The organism is Paenibacillus sp. FSL F4-0087 (genome assembly GCF_038020215.1).
GTDB lineage: Bacteria > Bacillota > Bacilli > Paenibacillales > Paenibacillaceae > Paenibacillus > Paenibacillus taichungensis.
This window is the reverse complement of sequence record NZ_JBBODJ010000001.1, coordinates 1,969,006-1,987,095: the sequence shown is the minus strand read 5'-3', so window position 1 is coordinate 1,987,095 and position 18,090 is coordinate 1,969,006. Positions and strand designations below refer to the sequence as shown.

Annotated in this window: 16 protein-coding genes; 10 read left to right on the top strand and 6 right to left on the bottom strand. The window is 45.7% G+C overall.

Features of this window, described 5'->3' with window-relative positions; genetic code table 11:
• Nucleotides 1–19 precede the first annotated feature (19 nt).
• Entirely contained in the window at nucleotides 20–985 is a 966-nt protein-coding gene (locus MHB84_RS09280) for a hypothetical protein (protein ID WP_083679101.1), read from the bottom strand.
• A gap of 288 nt (nucleotides 986–1,273) precedes the next feature.
• On the opposite strand from MHB84_RS09280, the gene MHB84_RS09275 reads away from it, so the two are divergent.
• Nucleotides 1,274–4,474 carry a copper amine oxidase N-terminal domain-containing protein gene (locus MHB84_RS09275; protein WP_076291596.1) on the top strand — a complete coding sequence of 1,067 codons (3,201 nt, stop codon included), beginning with the start codon at nucleotides 1,274–1,276 and terminating at the stop codon, nucleotides 4,472–4,474.
• Between the two features lie 232 nt (nucleotides 4,475–4,706).
• Nucleotides 4,707–5,624, top strand: coding sequence for an AraC family transcriptional regulator (locus tag MHB84_RS09270; RefSeq protein ID WP_076291597.1), 918 nt, complete (start codon nucleotides 4,707–4,709; stop codon nucleotides 5,622–5,624).
• Between the two features lie 320 nt (nucleotides 5,625–5,944).
• Here the strand turns inward: MHB84_RS09270 and MHB84_RS09265 are convergent, their stop codons facing one another.
• Nucleotides 5,945–6,781 (bottom strand): DUF1129 family protein, encoded by an 837-nt coding sequence (locus MHB84_RS09265; RefSeq protein WP_083679103.1) that lies wholly within the window; start codon nucleotides 6,779–6,781, stop codon nucleotides 5,945–5,947.
• 414 nt (nucleotides 6,782–7,195) lie between these two features.
• On the opposite strand from MHB84_RS09265, the gene MHB84_RS09260 reads away from it, so the two are divergent.
• From MHB84_RS09260 to MHB84_RS09250, 3 genes are all read left to right on the top strand, one after another.
• The gene (locus tag MHB84_RS09260; RefSeq protein WP_076291598.1) at nucleotides 7,196–7,432 is read left to right on the top strand and encodes a hypothetical protein; all 237 of its coding nucleotides are present in this window, start codon (nucleotides 7,196–7,198) and stop codon (nucleotides 7,430–7,432) included.
• A gap of 239 nt (nucleotides 7,433–7,671) precedes the next feature.
• Nucleotides 7,672–8,502, top strand: a complete 831-nt coding sequence (locus MHB84_RS09255; protein ID WP_076291599.1) for an alpha/beta hydrolase — start codon at nucleotides 7,672–7,674, stop codon at nucleotides 8,500–8,502.
• Nucleotides 8,503–8,682: 180 nt separating this feature from the next.
• Nucleotides 8,683–9,468: a DODA-type extradiol aromatic ring-opening family dioxygenase gene (locus MHB84_RS09250; RefSeq protein WP_076291600.1), complete on the top strand. Its 786-nt coding sequence runs from the start codon at nucleotides 8,683–8,685 to the stop codon at nucleotides 9,466–9,468.
• 179 nt (nucleotides 9,469–9,647) lie between these two features.
• On the opposite strand, the gene MHB84_RS09245 is transcribed toward MHB84_RS09250, so the two are convergent.
• Nucleotides 9,648–9,860, bottom strand: a complete 213-nt coding sequence (locus tag MHB84_RS09245; protein WP_076291601.1) for a hypothetical protein — start codon at nucleotides 9,858–9,860, stop codon at nucleotides 9,648–9,650.
• A 157-nt stretch (nucleotides 9,861–10,017) separates the two neighbouring features.
• The gene (locus tag MHB84_RS09240) at nucleotides 10,018–10,557 is read right to left on the bottom strand and encodes a DoxX family protein (RefSeq protein WP_064642274.1); all 540 of its coding nucleotides are present in this window, start codon (nucleotides 10,555–10,557) and stop codon (nucleotides 10,018–10,020) included.
• A 338-nt stretch (nucleotides 10,558–10,895) separates the two neighbouring features.
• Here MHB84_RS09240 and MHB84_RS09235 point away from each other — a divergent pair, with 338 nt between their 5' ends.
• The 4 genes from MHB84_RS09235 to corA all read left to right on the top strand — a co-directional run bounded on the left by MHB84_RS09235 (nucleotide 10,896) and on the right by corA (nucleotide 15,080).
• Entirely contained in the window at nucleotides 10,896–11,963 is a 1,068-nt protein-coding gene (locus tag MHB84_RS09235) for a DUF3048 domain-containing protein (protein WP_076291602.1), read from the top strand.
• 216 nt (nucleotides 11,964–12,179) lie between these two features.
• Nucleotides 12,180–12,797, top strand: a complete 618-nt coding sequence (locus tag MHB84_RS09230) for a DUF47 domain-containing protein (protein WP_062327047.1) — start codon at nucleotides 12,180–12,182, stop codon at nucleotides 12,795–12,797.
• 14 nt (nucleotides 12,798–12,811) lie between these two features.
• Complete coding sequence (locus MHB84_RS09225; protein WP_076291603.1) at nucleotides 12,812–13,801, top strand: inorganic phosphate transporter; 990 nt, start codon at nucleotides 12,812–12,814, stop codon at nucleotides 13,799–13,801.
• Between the two features lie 319 nt (nucleotides 13,802–14,120).
• Nucleotides 14,121–15,080: a magnesium/cobalt transporter CorA gene (corA, locus tag MHB84_RS09220; protein ID WP_076291604.1), complete on the top strand. Its 960-nt coding sequence runs from the start codon at nucleotides 14,121–14,123 to the stop codon at nucleotides 15,078–15,080.
• Between the two features lie 365 nt (nucleotides 15,081–15,445).
• Here the strand turns inward: corA and MHB84_RS09215 are convergent, their stop codons facing one another.
• Entirely contained in the window at nucleotides 15,446–16,537 is a 1,092-nt protein-coding gene (locus MHB84_RS09215; protein ID WP_076291605.1) for a DNA alkylation repair protein, read from the bottom strand.
• 176 nt (nucleotides 16,538–16,713) lie between these two features.
• Nucleotides 16,714–17,349: a hypothetical protein gene (locus tag MHB84_RS09210; RefSeq protein ID WP_083679104.1), complete on the bottom strand. Its 636-nt coding sequence runs from the start codon at nucleotides 17,347–17,349 to the stop codon at nucleotides 16,714–16,716.
• A 449-nt stretch (nucleotides 17,350–17,798) separates the two neighbouring features.
• Here MHB84_RS09210 and MHB84_RS09205 point away from each other — a divergent pair, with 449 nt between their 5' ends.
• Nucleotides 17,799–18,089 (top strand): YerC/YecD family TrpR-related protein, encoded by a 291-nt coding sequence (locus tag MHB84_RS09205; protein WP_017690665.1) that lies wholly within the window; start codon nucleotides 17,799–17,801, stop codon nucleotides 18,087–18,089.
• The last annotated feature ends 1 nt before the right edge of the window (nucleotide 18,090 follow it).

Sequence of the window (18,090 nt, the reverse complement as noted above, 5' to 3'; positions counted from 1 at the left end):
GATTAATATCATGAATTATTTAATAGCCGGCATACGCCCCGGTCGGAACATTCTGTTCCAGCCATTTCTCCACCACAGCTGTTTTCTCATATCTCGCTTCCTTAACGACATCCATAAAGGCACCCAGCTTGGTGAGGAATTCACTATCGACGGATGCAAGACGCTGTAAGACGCCGTTGTATCCTCTTTGGGCGTTCGCAACCATTTTGTTCGTGTCATAATCAAACAGCGGTGTATTGTTCAGCCCATAAAAGGTATACAGCGTATAACTGTTCAACAGATCTTGCACCTGCTTGGCACGATTCGATTTCGGATGCAGCTCCAGGAATCTTTCCTGGCTGAGTGCCCGAAGGAGAATTTCCTGATAGCCAATGACCAGAGCTCCGTCATCCGCAGGCAAGTTTTTCGTTTCCTTCGTCATGATCATGATGTAGCTTGAGATATCCTCTGTAATATCAGAGGTATATTTCACGAGTGCCGCATAATTCATAATGGGATAGAGGGAGCCTTCGAGCATGACGAGGCGATAGCCGCTGTCACGGGCTTCTTTTAACAGCACACGCAGATCGGAGTCCTGAGTACGCCCCATGAGTTTGGTGAAGTTGTCGTTCGTTTGGTATGCCTTGAGCATCTTGTCCTGAACGTTAGGAACGAGCAAGCGGTCTGTCATGGAGGTTAGAGCCTTCAGACGTGCATTCTCCAATTGAAGCACCATTAGGGTAGCGTGATGCTTTGTTACTTTTTTGATATTGGAATCCAGAAAGGTGTCAGCGGCGGGTAAGCCGTTCTTTTTTTTGAGCATAGACTGAAATGTTTTATATATGGCGGTTGAACTGCTGGTGGTTACTTTGGTATCCGGGCTTAAAGGGGCGGCAGTAGCAGCTCCAGATGTAAATGCGGTTCCTGTAAAGATTGCAGCAAGGGTAAGGACTGTGATGAAGAATCGCACCCTTTTGCGTTGTCCAGATAAATACGATGATGTCATCTGTGTGAACCTCCCGTAATTTTAAAAATAATAGGTTGTTATTCACTATACATTAAACGAAATTGGGAAGGATGTTGTTGCGGAATAATGACAAATTCTTCTGTTATTTTTAACCTTTGGAGGGTAGATGGATGAAGGGCATTTCTGCGAAAATATTTTTTGTGGGATTGGAAACTTTTACTGATGTTCATACGTCTTAGATGTGCACAGGAAATTACAGGAATAAATTGAAATTCAAAAAAAGATCACATTTTAACTCAAACAATGAAGAGAATGGGGATATTGGATATGAAGAAAGCGGGAGGACGTCAAGTGAAAAAGGTGATGTCAGCACTGGCCGTATCGGCTATGTTGATGTCTGCACTACCAACGTCGGTTATGGATGCAGCTGCGAGAATTAGTATATATATCAACGATGCGGAGCTTTCGTCCGCACAGGCACCTGTCATGAAAGGTGGACGTGTACTGGTTCCGTTGCGGTCCATTTTTGAAGGATTAGATGCCACTGTACAGTACACCAACAAAACCAAAACGATCACGGCGAACCGGGGTGACCAAGAAGTATCGCTGACGCTGGGTTCCAAAACGGCTTACATCAACGGAGAAGCGGTAGCGCTAGATGTACCTGCAAATACCATCAAAGGAAATACGATGGTTCCGATTCGTTTTGTCAGTGAAGCTTTTGGGGAGAAAGTATTCTGGAATTCCCGCAATCAGCGGGTAGATATCAAAACAACGTCCACTCCTCCTGTGGATGATACGAAATATGCAGCATGGAACATTTATGGTTCTGTATCCGGGAGTAATGGGGATGGACGTGACCTAACTGTAAGCTTCACACGTCCGACGTCTGAGAAGGCTGTATCCCAATATCGTGTAATGCTCGTGAAAACAAGAGATGTGAACAGCTTCAATGAGTCTGCGGCATCAGTCGTTCCATCCAGCCATTATACATCCATTTCTCCAAATGGTACTGATCCAAGATTAACGCTGAACGCTCAGACACGCGACGTGAACGGGGATTTGTTAAATACAAGTGAAACCTATCGTCTATATGTACTTACGGTGGGGAACAGCAACAACAGCTACAAAAATCAGCTGGCGTGGTCTTCCCAGTCCTTGAAATTAAACAATGTGAAAACAACGGTGCAGCCTGTCACAGGTCTGAAGATCGCAGATATCAGTGACTATGGCGATGGACGTGACCTGGAAATTAACTTCACACAGCCGAGTACAACATCCAATATTACGTATTACCGTGCTTTTGTCGTTAAGGCGAAAGATGCTTCTTCATTCAATCTGACTACGGCAAATAATGTGTCCAGTTCGAATTCAACCATTATTTACAAAGGCAACAGCACAGCGGTTAAAACCCAGCTCAGTTCCTCGACGCGTGATACATCCGGGGAATTGATCAAAAACGGCACATCCTATGTCGTGTATATTGTATCCGTGAGCTCCAATGCGGCAACAGCAGACAATAAACTGTCCACAGTATCCTCTTCACTTACGCTGGGCGTAAACACAGCAACAGCACCAGTTATCACATCAGTGAGAGATAATTCGGATTATGGAGACGGGCGTGACATTCAGGTGAGCTTCAACCGTTCATCCGATGAATCCAAAGTTGCTAATTATCGAATTTTCGTAGTGCGGAACTCGGTATCCAGCAGCTTTAATCTGACTACGGCGAGCAATCTGTCTTCCAGCTTGTACTATAACGTGAACAAAACAGGCAACAACATTACAACAACACTGCCATCCTCCATGAAGGACACAAGTGGTTATAACGTAACGAATCTGCAAGATTATCGAATCTATGTTATGGCTGTAGGCAACCAGCAGAATGGATATACCAATGCGCTGTCTTCCTCGTCGACACTGTTGAGACTGACAACGAACAGTAATGCTGGCGTTGCAAGCAATATTGGGGTTGCTGATGTGAGTGACTATGGCGATGGACGCGATCTCCGGGTTTCGTTTAATAGAGCTTCGGATGAATCCAATGTTTCTGCGTATCGTGTATATGTTGTCCGTTCCGGCAATGCAGGCAGCTTCACACTGAGCGCGGCTAACGCATCGAACAATTATTATCAGGTGAACAAGACGGGTGGAAATCAGTCATTTACCCTCCCTAATTATATGGTGGATACCAACGGTTACACAGTTTCCAATAACAATAACTATCGCGTGTTTGTCCTGTCGGTAAGCACAAGTGGGAACTCCAGCCAGAATGCTCTATCATCTTATTCTTCACAGATTACGCTGACTGCCAATGCAGCTGTGACTGCACCGAGCAATGTGGTGGCAACGGATATTGGGGATAACGGCAATGGTAGTGATCTGCGTGTGACTTTCAATCGTTCAACGAATGAGACGAATGTGAATCATTATCGTGTGTTTGTGGTGAAATCGACAAATACGAGCTTTAATCTGACATCTGCGAACTCAGTTAGCAGTGCGTATTATACGTATGTAAGCAAAAACGGAAACAACCAAACTGTTAATCTTACAAGTAATACGAAAACGGTAGATGGCAGTGCTATTGTGAATGGTGTGGGTTATCGTCTGTATGTAATGGCAGTGAATAATAACGGCTCTCTTGCCAATGCACTGTCTTCAGGCTCGGGAGTGATCACATTATCTTCCAATACGGCTGTAGTCGCAGCGAGTAATGTAAGTGCAACTGTGAAAAAACAGGGGCAAGCGGGAGATGCTTCGGATGTATCTATAAGCTTCAGCAAGCCTTCCAGTGAGAATGGGATTTCGGGTTACAAAGCTTTTATAGTACCAGCAAATCAAGTGAGTGGTTTTAGTGTTTCTTCTGCACTTGGAATTTCTTATAATATTGATATCAACAAAAATGATGCTTCAAATCCTGTCGTTTTGAATAATGGTCACCGGGATATTAATAATAAGTCACTTGTTATAGGGCAGAACTATCGAGTCTTTGTGTTATCCGTATCGGACAGCAGTTCTCGTGCTTCCAATCTGTCCTCAGCTTCCAACGAATTCAGTATCCTTGCTCCAGCCGCACCTGTCCAAACAGGGATCATCACTAAAATTGAGAATAATAGCACTGCTGCGGATGCAGGCATCAAGGTTACTTTCAATAAAGCGGCAGACGAAAAAGGGATAGCCCAATATCGACTTTTTGTAGTAAGAGCCCAAGATGACTTTGTTGTAGCTCAGGCAACCCAGAATATTAGTTTTAAACAAGTTTCAGCTGGAGAAATTAACTTGACCAAAGATACGTTGGATTCTAATGGGAAGGCAATTGAAATTGGAGCAGAATACAAAATATATATCCTGTCAGTATCTAGTGATAATTCCTTGTATACAAGTTCGCTTTATGGTCCTTCGGCTACAGTTAAATTAGATGCGCCAGTTGCGCCTGTAACTTCTGCTCCAGATTCATCTCAAACGACAGACACAAATACTGGATCTTCCAATTCGAATCAATCTGGTACTACATCTCCACAGACTTAAAATCAAAATTAAATAATAATAAATTGTATCAAATAAGCTCCCTTTCCAAATGAGAAGGGGAGTTTTTTTATTGTGATCTTAAAATGTTGTGTCACCGCAATTGAAGTTTTGTGAATCACACATACTCCACTTGTAAATCTGCCACCAAAAAGGTTCCTTTGGCCGTTGCTGCAACAAGGCAAACCGATGGATAATAGGAGAAAGAAGAGCATGATCCGAAAGGAATGATGGAATGCTTGCATTTCGCTTGACCGGCCTGCCGGATTCAAGGTTGCCTCTGTATCTGTATTGTGTAGGAACACAAGAAGAGAAAGTTCAGTTTAGACCGGATGGCTTTCCGGTGTATCAGCTTTTTTTATTACGCAGCGGCAAAGGGGAATTTAAGGTTCCAGGTGAAGGAGCATGGACAGTATCGGCAGGTGAACTGTTCGTGATCGAACCGGGGGTGGCCCATGAGTATATTCCGCATTCCAAAACACACGGGGAGCTTGGATATATTGGCATTGGTGGAGAGGCGGCGGGGGCGGTGCTTCGGTCGGCGGGATTGTTGCCCATGGGGCCACGGCGCTTGTCCGAATTTGAACAGTTCTGGTCACGAGTGACGGACATCTGGCACTCGCTGGACGATGGGATGAGTGAAATGTGGAACAGTTCAACAATCATCTATCAGCTTATTCTGGATATTTCACAGTCCATCTTCCCGCTTCATGATGCGACAGAAGAGCGAGAAGCAAGAAGTAGGTCGTTAACACGTTCTGAGCGCGAGTCGGAATCGGCAAATGAAGCATTCACTCGAGCAGTGTCGCTGATGCATACACACTACCAGGATGATCTGCTGTTGAAGCATATAGCTGAAGCCGTTGGTTATTCGGTGCAGCACCTGAACCGATTATTTCACCAGAGACATGGGGTGACGGGGCATCAGTACATGCAGCGATTGCGTTTGCAGAAAGCTTCCGATTGGTTGGACAAACACCCACTCGCAAGTGTAAGAGAGGCCGCGGAGACGGTTGGTATGGAAGTGAACTACTTTATCCGGATGTATAAACGAGAATTCGGAGAGACCCCGGGCAAGGAGATCAAGCATCGCATTCAGCTCAAAATGGAGAAAGACTCTACGGGCCCTGTGGATCATCTATATGAAGTATGACAAGGTCATCCTTTCGGATATGGATTCAGTTTCAAACGAGCTACTGGCCGTAATATAAGGTTACTTATGAGTTGTGGTAAGTGATTATCTTTACCTATGCTAGATAAAAAGCATTATGAGGTTTCCTATACGTCTGTAAATAAAAAATAGCTGTCGAGAACTTCTCAACAGCTAGCTAGGGGCCATTAAGGCCCCTTTTTTGACATTCGATATTCTATCTCATCATCGAATTGTCGTACTTCACTCGTAATTCATCTTCGCACATTACATAACTGTACGATATACCCAATGCTGCTGCCCCACAAAGGGCACCAGCATCCTTACGCTTTCTTTTGTCCGAAGAGTGGTCTCAACGTAGCTAATCCTACAATCCCGATTACGAGACTAATCCACGGAGCCAGCGTAAATACGGGAAGGCTGTCACGCAGCGGATATCCTACAAATAAGACAAGCACAACGATAACGATATAGATGACGATTCCGCGAAGATTGACCTGTGGCCGGGCAGTCTTGTCTGCTCCCTGATCGTCTGGACGCTCAGCAAGGCGACGAAGCATTTCAACCAGTGCAATACCTCCAACCGCCGCAACGATCAGGGAGAACAGGCTGATATGGCTAAATGGTTCCGTATCTCCACCGGTCCAGCCAATAAATAGCCCAACCGCACCTTGAATCAGCATGACAAAAGACAAAGCTGCCCAGGAGATCATGAAGTACCATTTGGGCGTCCGTTTCACTTGATCCGGAGTCTCCACAGGTTCGGCTTCAACTGCTGCTGTCTTCTTGGATGACGTACTGGTTTTATTGGATTTGCTTCCGGAGCCCCGTACGGCCGTACTTGAAGCTCTGGATGAGTCCATATTTGATTCACCAGCAGTTGCGGACGGATTATTGTCTGCTACTCCTAGTTGTGAATAGATATCCTTTTGCATATCAGGTCCATATAACTCACGAGCAGGCTTGCCGTCACGCTGAGCTTGTACGATGGCTCTTCCAGCCGACAGAATCCACTCTTCCTGTGTTCTCTCATCGGCAGGTGCTTGACGCGCAATGGTGCTAATCTGATCGAACAGTTTTACATGTTCCGGTGTCATCTTACTCATTTCGGTCATTTGCCGATTCTGTATTTCTTTCAACTTCTTATAGGAAATCCCCAATGATTGCTCCCCCTGTCTACACACGTTCTGATCCCCGATGAATCTGGAGACCCTGACGGTATTTTAGTATACGGGAAGGGCTCTCGTTTCGCAAAGTCATTCCTTATAAAACAACTGTTTGCGATTCGACCATAGCCCTGCGCAGGCCAGAATGACACAGGTGCATAACAGCACCAGTTTTCCGTGACTACGAATCCATTCCAAGATGTGTTCCATGAATTCAACCCTTTCGCCAGAAGGAATCGGAGGTAAATGTTGGCTATGATATATTGCTTAGGTTCTCCGTGGTTCGCTGTTAATATGCGTAAGGGATCGTCCAGTTCTAACGATTGTGTGAAGAATGAATAAAGTACAGCCGATTCCACCACAATAGTAGCATTTCCAACAGAAACCAGGGATAGGAGTGTGGCAGGAATGGATCAACAAACGGAACAATTAACAAGGAAGCTGCTGCTGAACAGCAACTCCCGTGGAGTAACGGATGAGGTTGTGCCAATGGATGAGACGTTGGAGGATGCTGAGTATGCGGAAGAGTATTCACAAGGAACCTTTCAATCAGGGAGCTTCTGGGGGAATTCGAATTCGGCTCATGAACATGAATGGCAGGGTCGAGTGGAGACCCATGAGATGTTCCGTCGCAGTTATGAGTAGTGGCTTCAATTATTAGGAATGACTCGAGTCAGCTGTTGTCAGCTTGGCTCATTTTTTTTGCGAAATTGTCGATAAAATGTAGACCAGGTACGTCTGGAAATGGACGTTCCTTCACGTTGACTTGAGGTTCACAGGATGATAATATACTAATATCATCTTAATACACATTAAACTTATCGGATTTATATATAATTAACAAAATGAACATGAGCAGGGAAGAATGGAAAGGGGAAATGGGCATGGAGCGTCAGATCAGTATTCGTCATGGGCAGGAAGAATTAACAGCCACGATTCATTATCCGGTCGTCAAAGACATCAAGGAGGGAAATCACCAACAGCGCGTGCCTCTTGCTGTCATCTGCCATGGATTCGTAGGAAGTCGGATCGGTGTAGATCGTTTGTTTGTGAAGACCGCCCGTGAGCTGGCCGAAGATGGGTATTTGGTGCTGCGCTTCGATTACATCGGCTGCGGGGAGAGCAGTGGTGAGTACGGAGCTGAAGGACTTGAATCCATGATTACCCAAACACGTTCTGTGCTGGACTATGCGGTAAACTGCAGTGATGTAGATCCAACCCGTGTAACGCTGATCGGTCATAGTCTGGGTGGAGCTGTTGCTCTGCTGACTGCTGTTCGGGACAAACGTGTCAAGAATCTTGTTATGTGGTCATCCGTGGGATATCCGTTCAATGATATTGTGAAAATTACGGGACGTGATGTATACGATGAAGGGGTGAAACTGGGGTCTGCTGATTATCTCGGCTACAAGTTTACACCAGCATTTTTTGAATCACTGGCTGAACATCAGCCATTCCAGGAAGCCGTTAAATTTAATGGGGATGTTCTGGTGGTGCACGGCACGTCGGATGAGATCATTCCTGTCGATTACGCATTCCTATATCAAAAGGTATTCTGGATGCGTCAGGAAGGCCGCTGCGACAAGGAGATTATTTTCCAGGGCGATCATACCTTCTCTTCCGGTAAAGAGCGTGAACAGCTAATTACGCGTACGAGAGAATGGCTGGGAGAACGTCAGAAGATTGAACAGGATTGGCAGCACTGGATGATCTAAGAGAGGTTAAGTATCATTCTTTATCGTTAGGCTGGAACATTCAATATCCAACATGGATTGGTCCACAAGGCAACATGCGCGTCCAGATTGCATTTGATTGGGATGTTAGCTTGGAAAAGCGCCTTCTTCGGAGTAAAATAGAAGGGTAAGCATCCTATCCGTGTCTGGAGGTTGGCAGCAATGACATTACCCGCACTATTCATTGCGCATGGTTCTCCCGCTCTGGCGGTGGAGAGCAATGACTACACTCAATTTTTGAACCAGCTTGGAGACAGGCTGCCGGCTCCGAAAGCCATTGTTGTATTTACGGCGCATTGGGATCGTCCCGAACCGTCCGTGACAATGGATGATACACATCAGACCTTGCATGATTTTTACGGATTTCCCTCTAATATGTATACATTGAATTACCCTGCGCCTGGTCAGCCAGACCTTGCGAATGAGATCTGCGCTCTGTTCACCCGTAGTAATCTTCCACATCAACCGGTTCGAGGTCGGGGATTGGATCACGGGGTATGGGTACCGCTGTTACACATGTATCCAGAGGCCAATATTCCTGTTATTGCGGTATCTGTCGATTCGCTGCGTTCCCCGCAGGAACAGTATGATATTGGGCGGATGCTGGAGCAGCTGCGTCATGATAATGTGCTGATCATTGGCAGCGGCGGAACAGTTCATAACTTGCGTATGCTTGGCAGTAATGATGAACCGCAAGACTGGGCAGTGGAGTTCGATAACTGGATTGGCGAGCGGCTGGAGCAGTGGAATACGAGAGAGCTGTTTCAATATGACAAAAAAGCGCCTCATGCCCGCACGGCAGTTCCATCTTATGGAACGGAGCACATTGCGCCTTTGTTTTATGCCATGGGTACGGCTGATATGTCACGATCTGCAAAACGTCTATTCCAGTCGTATCCTTACGGTACGCTCAGTTTAAACTGCTGGCAGTTTGGTGACGGCGTATAACTTGGAACAGACAAGAGTATGTGAACAAGTCTTTGAGTTTTACTTTGCAAATAAACCTAGTTCATCGACCAGCCAGACTTAGGTTATGAATGAGCTGAACCAAAAAAGGTTTCTGCGGCCAGCGTAATGGGCCTCAGGAACCTTTTTCTATAACTTGAGCATTCTGCAAATTAGTATAATCACTTGCGAATCTCGAAAAGCTCACATGCTGTACGCGAGTGATATGCCAGTTCACTTACACTGGACTGAACCACAACGGTATTACTGTCAAAACGGATAATGACGCCACCGGAATCAATCTGGTGATTATCTTTGAAAACACGGACTTTATGCTTCATTTCCATAGCTTCCTGGAAGTCGGCATCGGTCTCAAGACGGCGCTGGGTTGGCATGTCATGTACTCCTTTAATTGTAGTCGATCGATATGTTCATCATAATACGTGTTTCTGTCGATGGGCAAGTCAGATGACCTACAAGCATATATAAAAAAACAAAAAAGTCCTGCTCTCCAGGGGGAGGGGAGCAGGACCGGAAATGTCTATTTACGATTTAGGCTGTTTTGTGCGTATGGTTTATCGTTGGTGTGTCTTTAGGCTGACTTCCTTTGTTGCGAGTGAACAATCCGCGAAGGTAAGGCATTACCCAATGATCCAAACCGATTTTACCAGCGTTCGCACCAGCGACTACAAGGAAGATTTCCATCAGAACTAATTGAGCATTCGTGCTTACTGTTCCCGAGAAGAGGAACGCGAAGTTCATGACCATCGCCATCAGTGCTGCAAGTGTTGTAAAGCATCCAAGAATGAGACCCAGACCTACAAGGAATTCACCCAGCGGGATGATGAAGTCGAACAGTCCTGCATTTGGTACCGCGAAGTTCTCAAGGAATGTTCCCCACCAAGCTTGAACGGTTGGGTTTTCACCCGTTGCTTTTCCTACAGCGCCTGCAAGGAATCCGCCAGCTTGGAATCCTCCTGTTAATTTGCCCCAGCCATGTGTCATCCAGTCGTAACCGATATACACCCGAAGTACTGTCAAAATCCACATTGCCACTTTGTTTTCTCTAAGCCATTGGTTGAAGCTGAACATATAAACCACTCCTTCATGGAATTTAGTGTGTGTTGTTTTTTTGTTTTTCTAAGTGATCACCTTTGATGTCTTTATTGTATAGTTCAAAAGTCATTCTGTTTGTGATTAAAATCACAATCTAGTTCAAATTTTAAGTAAGGTTTGAGAAGTTCACATTTAGGACATATTTTTCAGTCTGCCTCAAGTTTCAAACGTGAAATGAAGGGTAGAAAATGCTCTCCTTATCGAAGACAAATGGTGCTGTGTGTGATTAAATGGAAAGAAATACGTGAAATGGTCACTTACATAAGAGCAACTACAGCCTAGATTTCAACCATATCGTCCAGGAGGTACATATATTGAAGCAATTGAAATGGAACAAAACGACGTCAGCGGCGTCGCTGCTTATTCTGGCCCTGAGTCTGGTCGCTTGCCAGAATAAGGAGATGGTCCAGATTCCGAAGCCGGAGTCCGTTCCTACACCCATACAGGAAGAACAAGAGACGGAAGAACCTGCCACGTCGCTCTACACAGCACCGCTGACGGGTCTGCCTGTTGATGAAGCAATTACGCGTCGCCCACTGGCGGTTATGATTAACAATGCTCCTGCAGCGCGGCCCCAATCCGGTCTGAGTGCAGCAGATATTATTATTGAAGTGCTCGCTGAGGGAGGTATTACCCGTTTTATTGCCATCTTCCAAAGTGAAGGCGGGGCAGATACGGTTGGACCTGTGCGCAGTATCCGTCCGTATCTGATCGAGCTTGGTGAGAGTTACGATGGTGTATTGGTTCATGCGGGTGGCAGCCCGGATGCCTATTCCATTTTACAAAAGCAGCAGAAACAGCATATGGATGAGATATCGAATAGCGGCCCTTATTTCTGGCGTTCCTCGGATCGTAAAGCACCGCACAATCTATATACGTCGGCGGACAAGCTGAGAGAAGGCGCGGATACCAAAGGCTATAGTCACGACTTTAAGTCTCCAATATATACGTATAACGAAGAAGGTGCCACGTCTGCTGGAGAGTTGGCCAAGCAGTTCGATATTCATTATTTATTGGAGAGTTACCGGGTCACGTATGATTATGATGAAGTTAGCGGACGATATATGAGATTGGTGAACGGAAAGGCAGATCAGGATCTGGATAATGGCAATCCAATTGGAGCGGCAAATATTATTGTAGCGGGTGCGGATCACAAGGTGCTCGACAATGTGGGCAGACTTTCCGTTAATTTGGAACAGGGCGGTGAAGCCATGCTGTTTCAAAAAGGCAAGATGGTTCGAGGCCAGTGGATCAAAAAAACGGGTGATATTATTCGATTTGTGCAAAATGGGTCCGAAGTTGCGCTTGTTCCTGGCAAGACTTTTATCAGTATCGTTCCGAATCAGCCTGACTTTGCGGGGCACATCGAAATTGAAAATTAATCCATTTTGAAGAGAAATGTAAACGCAGTGTAAAATTTCATCATCATTTTTCCAGCCATTCCAAATAATTAAGATTCATTTCAGATTTATGTGATAAGAATATAAAAAAGGATCATGCCTTATGTACAAACCGTGAAACATTTATGATAAGATATCAAAGGTTGTCATTTCATGTTTCATCGGTTATCGGCAATTTCTCGTAAAGGGGATAGAGCTATGAAGCTTAAGAAGAAGAAGGATATATTTTTTGAGACACTAGAGAACATGGCAGATACGGTCGTGCAAGCGGCTGATTATTTCTCCCAACATGTTTCCAACCTTCAGGATGTGACTCTTTTTGCCAATGAAATGAAGAAGTACGAGTCCCAGTGTGATGATTATGTTCATACCATCATTACAGAGCTCAACAAGACATTTATCACGCCGATCGAACGCGATGATATTATGGAACTGACAACGACACTTGATGACGTATTGGACGGACTCGAAGCAACGGCTTCCCGTTTCTATATGTACCAACTGACTGACCCGGACGAATATATCGTTCAATTCGCTGAAATTTTGCGCCAATCGGCTTACGAAATTCAGAAGGCCATTCATTTGCTGTCTCAGAAAAAATTGCTGGCGATCCGCGAGTACACGATTCGTCTGAACGATCTGGAAAACCAGGGCGACGAAGTGCTGCGCAACTGTATCAAGAACCTTTTCGCTACTGTGCCTGATCCGATTGAACTGATCAAACGCAAAGAAATTTACGAACGTCTTGAGACGACGACGGATGCTTGTGAACACGTAGCGAATGTGCTCGAATCCATCATCATGCGTAATTCTTAAGGAGCCAGAGAATAATGGAAACAACGATTTGGGTATTGGGTATAGTCGTCTTCCTTGCACTGGCGTTTGACTTCATCAACGGATTCCACGATACGGCGAATGCCATTGCAACTTCGGTCTCGACACGAGCACTGACTCCTCGCCGGGCAATCCTTATGGCTGCCGTGATGAACTTTGTCGGTGCCATGATGTTTACTGGAGTAGCGAAGACGATCGGGGGGAGTGTAACAGACCCCACCAAGCTGGATAACGGGATTGAGGTCGTCATAGTCACCTTGATCGCCGCGATTATCTGGAATCTCGTTACATGGTGGTTCGGAATTCCTTCTTCATCCTCGCATGCACTGATTGGTGCTCTTGCTGGTGCTGTACTTGTTGGCGCAGGGGCTGATAAAGTCAAATGGAGTGGATTTATTGACATCGTCGGAGGATTGTTATTATCACCTCTGATCGCATTTGCCATCGGTTATGTGGTCATGACCATTCTCAAATATATTTTTGCCAAACGCAGTCCGCATAACGTGAACAAAGGTTTCCGTACGGTACAGATTTTCACAGCAGCGCTCCAGGCGTTTACGCACGGTACCAATGATGCGCAGAAGGCAATGGGGATCATTACCTTTGCATTGGTCGCAGCAGGCGTACAGGATCATCTGGATGTTCCGTTGTGGGTTAAAATCTCTGCGGCAACAGCGATGGCTCTCGGTACTTCCATCGGTGGTTGGAAAATCATCAAAACGATGGGAACCAAAATTTTCAAAATTGAACCGATTAACGGGTTTGCAGCTGATCTATCAGCCGCATCTGTTATTTTCTCGGCAACGTTGCTCCACCTGCCGGTGAGTACAACTCACGCTATCACATCTGCCATTCTGGGTGTTGGTTCCGCGAAACGTTTCTCAGCCGTTAAATGGGGACTAGCTGGACGTATCATTATTACGTGGTTCATTACGATTCCGATTACCGGGGCGCTGGCAGGATTGTTGTACTGGATCATTTTCTAATTCGAAAAACTGTTCATAACATTGTGAATATCGGGATATGTGGACAATTATACAACCAAAAAGAAGAGACGCCTGTGCATGAACGTGTGGACAGGCTGGATATGTGGATAGCCATCCGTGGAATGATAAACCAAAAGAAGATATTCCTGTGGATACAGGAGACTGTGGATAGGGAAATGAGAGAAGCCAACAGGGTTGGCTTTTTTTGTTGTCGCGTTTGCAGGATAACGTGTGTATAATGGGCTGTTGCAGGAGACGGTTCAATGGTTAAAGTTGTACAATAACGTAAAGGATACAAGACAAGGACGTGGTCTAATTTATGATTCGTACACTCGCCATCTCACGGGATCATCAGGTATCTGTAAATGTACCGCTTACACAGCTGGATCTGCAGGATTACGCCTGGGTATGGGCAGATTTCAATCAGCCTTCCGAAGAGGAAAGCCAGTTGCTGGATACATATTTTCATTTTCATCCATTAGCTATTGAGGATTGTATGCATGTATTGCAGCGACCCAAGCTCGATTATTATGACAATTTACAGTTTCTCGTGCTGCATGCACTGAATCCGAACACATTGGAAGCGGAAGAGGTGGACCTGTTTCTGGGTGCGAACTTCCTGGTATCCTTTCATCACGGGGCACTGGAGGAAGTCGATGAAGCTTGGGAGAGGTTGCTACATCATGCGCACGAACGAACCATCTGGGCCAGGGGCCCGGTGGCAGCGGCATATACGGTGATGGACAAGCTGGTCGATCATTATTTCCCGTCTCTGTTTACCATTGAGGATGAGCTGGCTGAACTGGAGAACCGGGGCGGCAGGGAGTCGGTGGAAGACCTGATGAATCAAGTGTTCGACTTGCGCAGTCGATTGCTGAAGCTTAGACGGACGGTAGTACCCATGCGGGATCTGCTCTATCGGGTAGTCAATTCTCAGCATGTGCAGCGAACAGGGGAGCATACCGTATATTTTACCGATATCTATGACCATTTGTTGAAGCTGACAGACATGATTGAAGCTGATCGGGAAATGACGGCAGACCTGCGCGACAGTTACATTTCGCTGAATTCCAACCGTATGAACCAGATTATGAAGACCCTCACCGTGATTACAACAGTCTTTATGCCATTGACGCTGATCGCGGGGATCTATGGCATGAACTTTGCTTATATGCCTGAGCTGCAATGGAAGTTTGGGTATGGAGCTGTACTGCTGTTGATGTTTGTTCTGGGCGGAAGCATGGTGGCCTGGTTTGTGAAGCGGGGCTGGTTTAAGTAAGGAAGAATAGAAACTATAGCAAGTGAAGAGTTAGCGATCTGCACAGATCGCTTCTTTAGCCTGTGTATGATGTGTATAAGAGGGCAAATAGGAGTACATATAGATTCATTTTCGGAATAGATGTCCACATGTGGATAAAATAAATGAAGAAGCATCATGTGCATAACTTTATTTGAGGAAATTTGGCTGTTACGAACAGGGTGGAAAAAGTAAAAGGCATCTTCAGTACTGAAGAGTACTGAAGATGCCTTGGGGAATTTCTCAAGGAATGGATTCCATGAGCTGAATTTTAACATGAGATTCTTATCATGAAATGAACCCTGCTACGTTTTCATAATAAGTTGGATGGCTCCATTCGAATTAGGTTACTCTGTTTGCTCCAATACAAATGTGGCTGTAGCGGTAGGTTGTCCATTAACGACAATCGTTAGCGTATGCAAACCGGCATAATGCTTTCTCGTCGTAATGACTTTGAACGATTGCTTCGTTGCAACCTTGGTTCTCCCGGTAGGGAAAGTTTTGTCAGAGCACTTGAACCGCTTGGGTGCCTGCTTGCCGTTTGCTTTCATATATCCGATCTCATATTCGATTCGAAGCATCTGTGACTGACCACTTTCATTAACGACATCAAAGGAAAAATGAAGATCTTCCCCGATGGCTACGGTATCTCTTGCAAGTTGAAGATGCTCGATATGTGTCGCATCCTGCTCGACATATCCAAAGAGACTCAGCGCTTTCGGATGTCCCTTTTTCAGCAAAGAGCGGCTTGCGTGACGAACGATCCAGTCCGTATGCTCATGTTGTCCGTACCAGCTTGAGGCCAAATCCAGGACCAGTTCTGGATGGTCTTTCGAGATGTCGTTCAGATGATTGGCTACACTTTTCCGGACATATAAGGACTCGTCCTGCTTCAATTCATGCAGAATAGGAAGTACTGGTGTTGGATCGGTGATGAATCCCCGAAGTTTGGAACCCCATGGAAGACGTGGACGGCTGCCTTCACTGGCAAGCCTGCGTATATGTTCATTGGGACTTCCCGTCCATTCCATCATGCGTTTCATCGTATCGATCGGGTAGCGTTCGATAAACGGGCGTACCGCGAACTCGGAACTGGAATAAGGTGTGAAGAGGGTCAAGTACTTCATGGATAGTTCGTAGTTTTCCGGCGCAAGTCCGTTGACTTCAATAAAATCAGGAACGAACAGGTACTCTACCCCTCGCATCTGCGGTGCTGCCTGTTCAATCACGTGTAATGCCTCTTCATAGTTGTCAGGGAGAACTTCGGTCAATGCCGACGTAATGCGGCGGATACGAGCTTTGAATTCCAGCTCTCCCCAGCCTTCGGCAAATACAAGTTCACGAAATTGCTGCTTGTCCAACTTGGGGTAGAATTGGTGTAACCATTCTCCTGTCCGGTCGATTAATGCGGGAGTATATTTGTCTTTAAATAGTTCCATAGTCCGCCTCCTTTATCTATAAACTCAGTATACCTCAATTCACGGGAATAAGAACATAGGTTCTTAAAAAAGGTTATTGAATATTCTCTTATATGAACCAATGAGTGAATTGAAAAGGAAGAAGATGAAAGTGGATTAAGGCACCCCCTTATGTAAGAGGGCGCCTGGGAAAAGTGTTAGAGCTTTTTGCTTTTTTTGGGACGACGTTTGGTGGTATTGGATTTATTCCGGCCAGTTTTACTACTCGTGTTCCGTTTGCGCGGAGTAGAGGTCGTTTTTTTACGACGTTTGCGTGAGCGAGGTGGCGAATACTCTTCATAATCTTTATCCGCAAGACTGCTACCTTTTTTTCCTTTTCCAAAAGGCAGAATCCCCATCACCAGCTTCATCATTGGGGCCATCTGCTGGAAGCCACCAACGACCTTTTGCATTTTGCCGATCCCGTTCACGATACCGTCGATTCCACCAAAACGGTCGATCATTCCTTTTAATTCCCCGAGATTGGCCAGGGAAAAGCCTGAGGAAGACGCAGGCGTTTCCACCGGAACAGGGGAAGCAACAGGAGCTCCCCCGCCGAAAAAGTTTCCACCAGGTCCCCCCGGACCACCTGGGCTATAAGGTACAAGTCCGGATGCTTCAACCTCTTGGAATTGGGGAGGATAATAAGGTTCTACACCAGGATACATGGGCTGAACCTGTGCCTCATTCAATGCCCGTGGCGGCATATAGGCAGAAGTATGGGCCTGCCGTTGCGTATGGGAAGACGGACGCTGCCGTGGAGCGGGCTGACGGTGATAATAATGCTGTGGCATGAACTATCACGTTCCTTCTATGTTGGATTTCGGAATTGCGTTCCTTCAGCGACTGGACGTGCATAACAGACTGAGTTGGAACTCCCTTTTGCTATACTGTATGTCATTAGCGGAGAGACGGCGTAGGCGAGTATCCCGCAAAACGGGATATTTGCGGATTTGGGCGCAGGAGAGGATGATAGCTTCGCAGTGGAATTATTTAGTTTGGACACAAATTTGTCACATTTTAAACAGGGTAATTCCTACATAATTAATCGGAAATATACGGTGAAAAATGGTATAAATCGTGAGATAGAGGGGGATTGTACGCGCAGGGAGGACATTAATGCTATATGAAAGCGGTAACATGTATTTTTATTCTGTAGTGCGTGAAATCGTTAACGCTTGAAATACCAACTCAGGCTGGGTACAATGAAGGTACACAGTAACCGCTAGGGGATGATGATGAAATGCAGCTGAAAAAGCTAAATGATAAAAGCATTGAACAATTATTTGAGGCTATTTTGACTCTGAAAGATATTGAAGAGTGTTATGTGTTTTTTGATGACCTCTGCACGGTAAACGAGATTCAATCCATGTCCCAGCGACTGGAAGTAGCACGTATGCTTGGCAAAGGAAATACCTATAACCAGATTGAAGCTGAGACAGGTGCAAGTACAGCCACGATCTCTCGTGTAAAACGCTGCCTGAACTACGGTAATGACGGTTATAAAATGACGCTGGAACGCCTGGGTCGTTAAG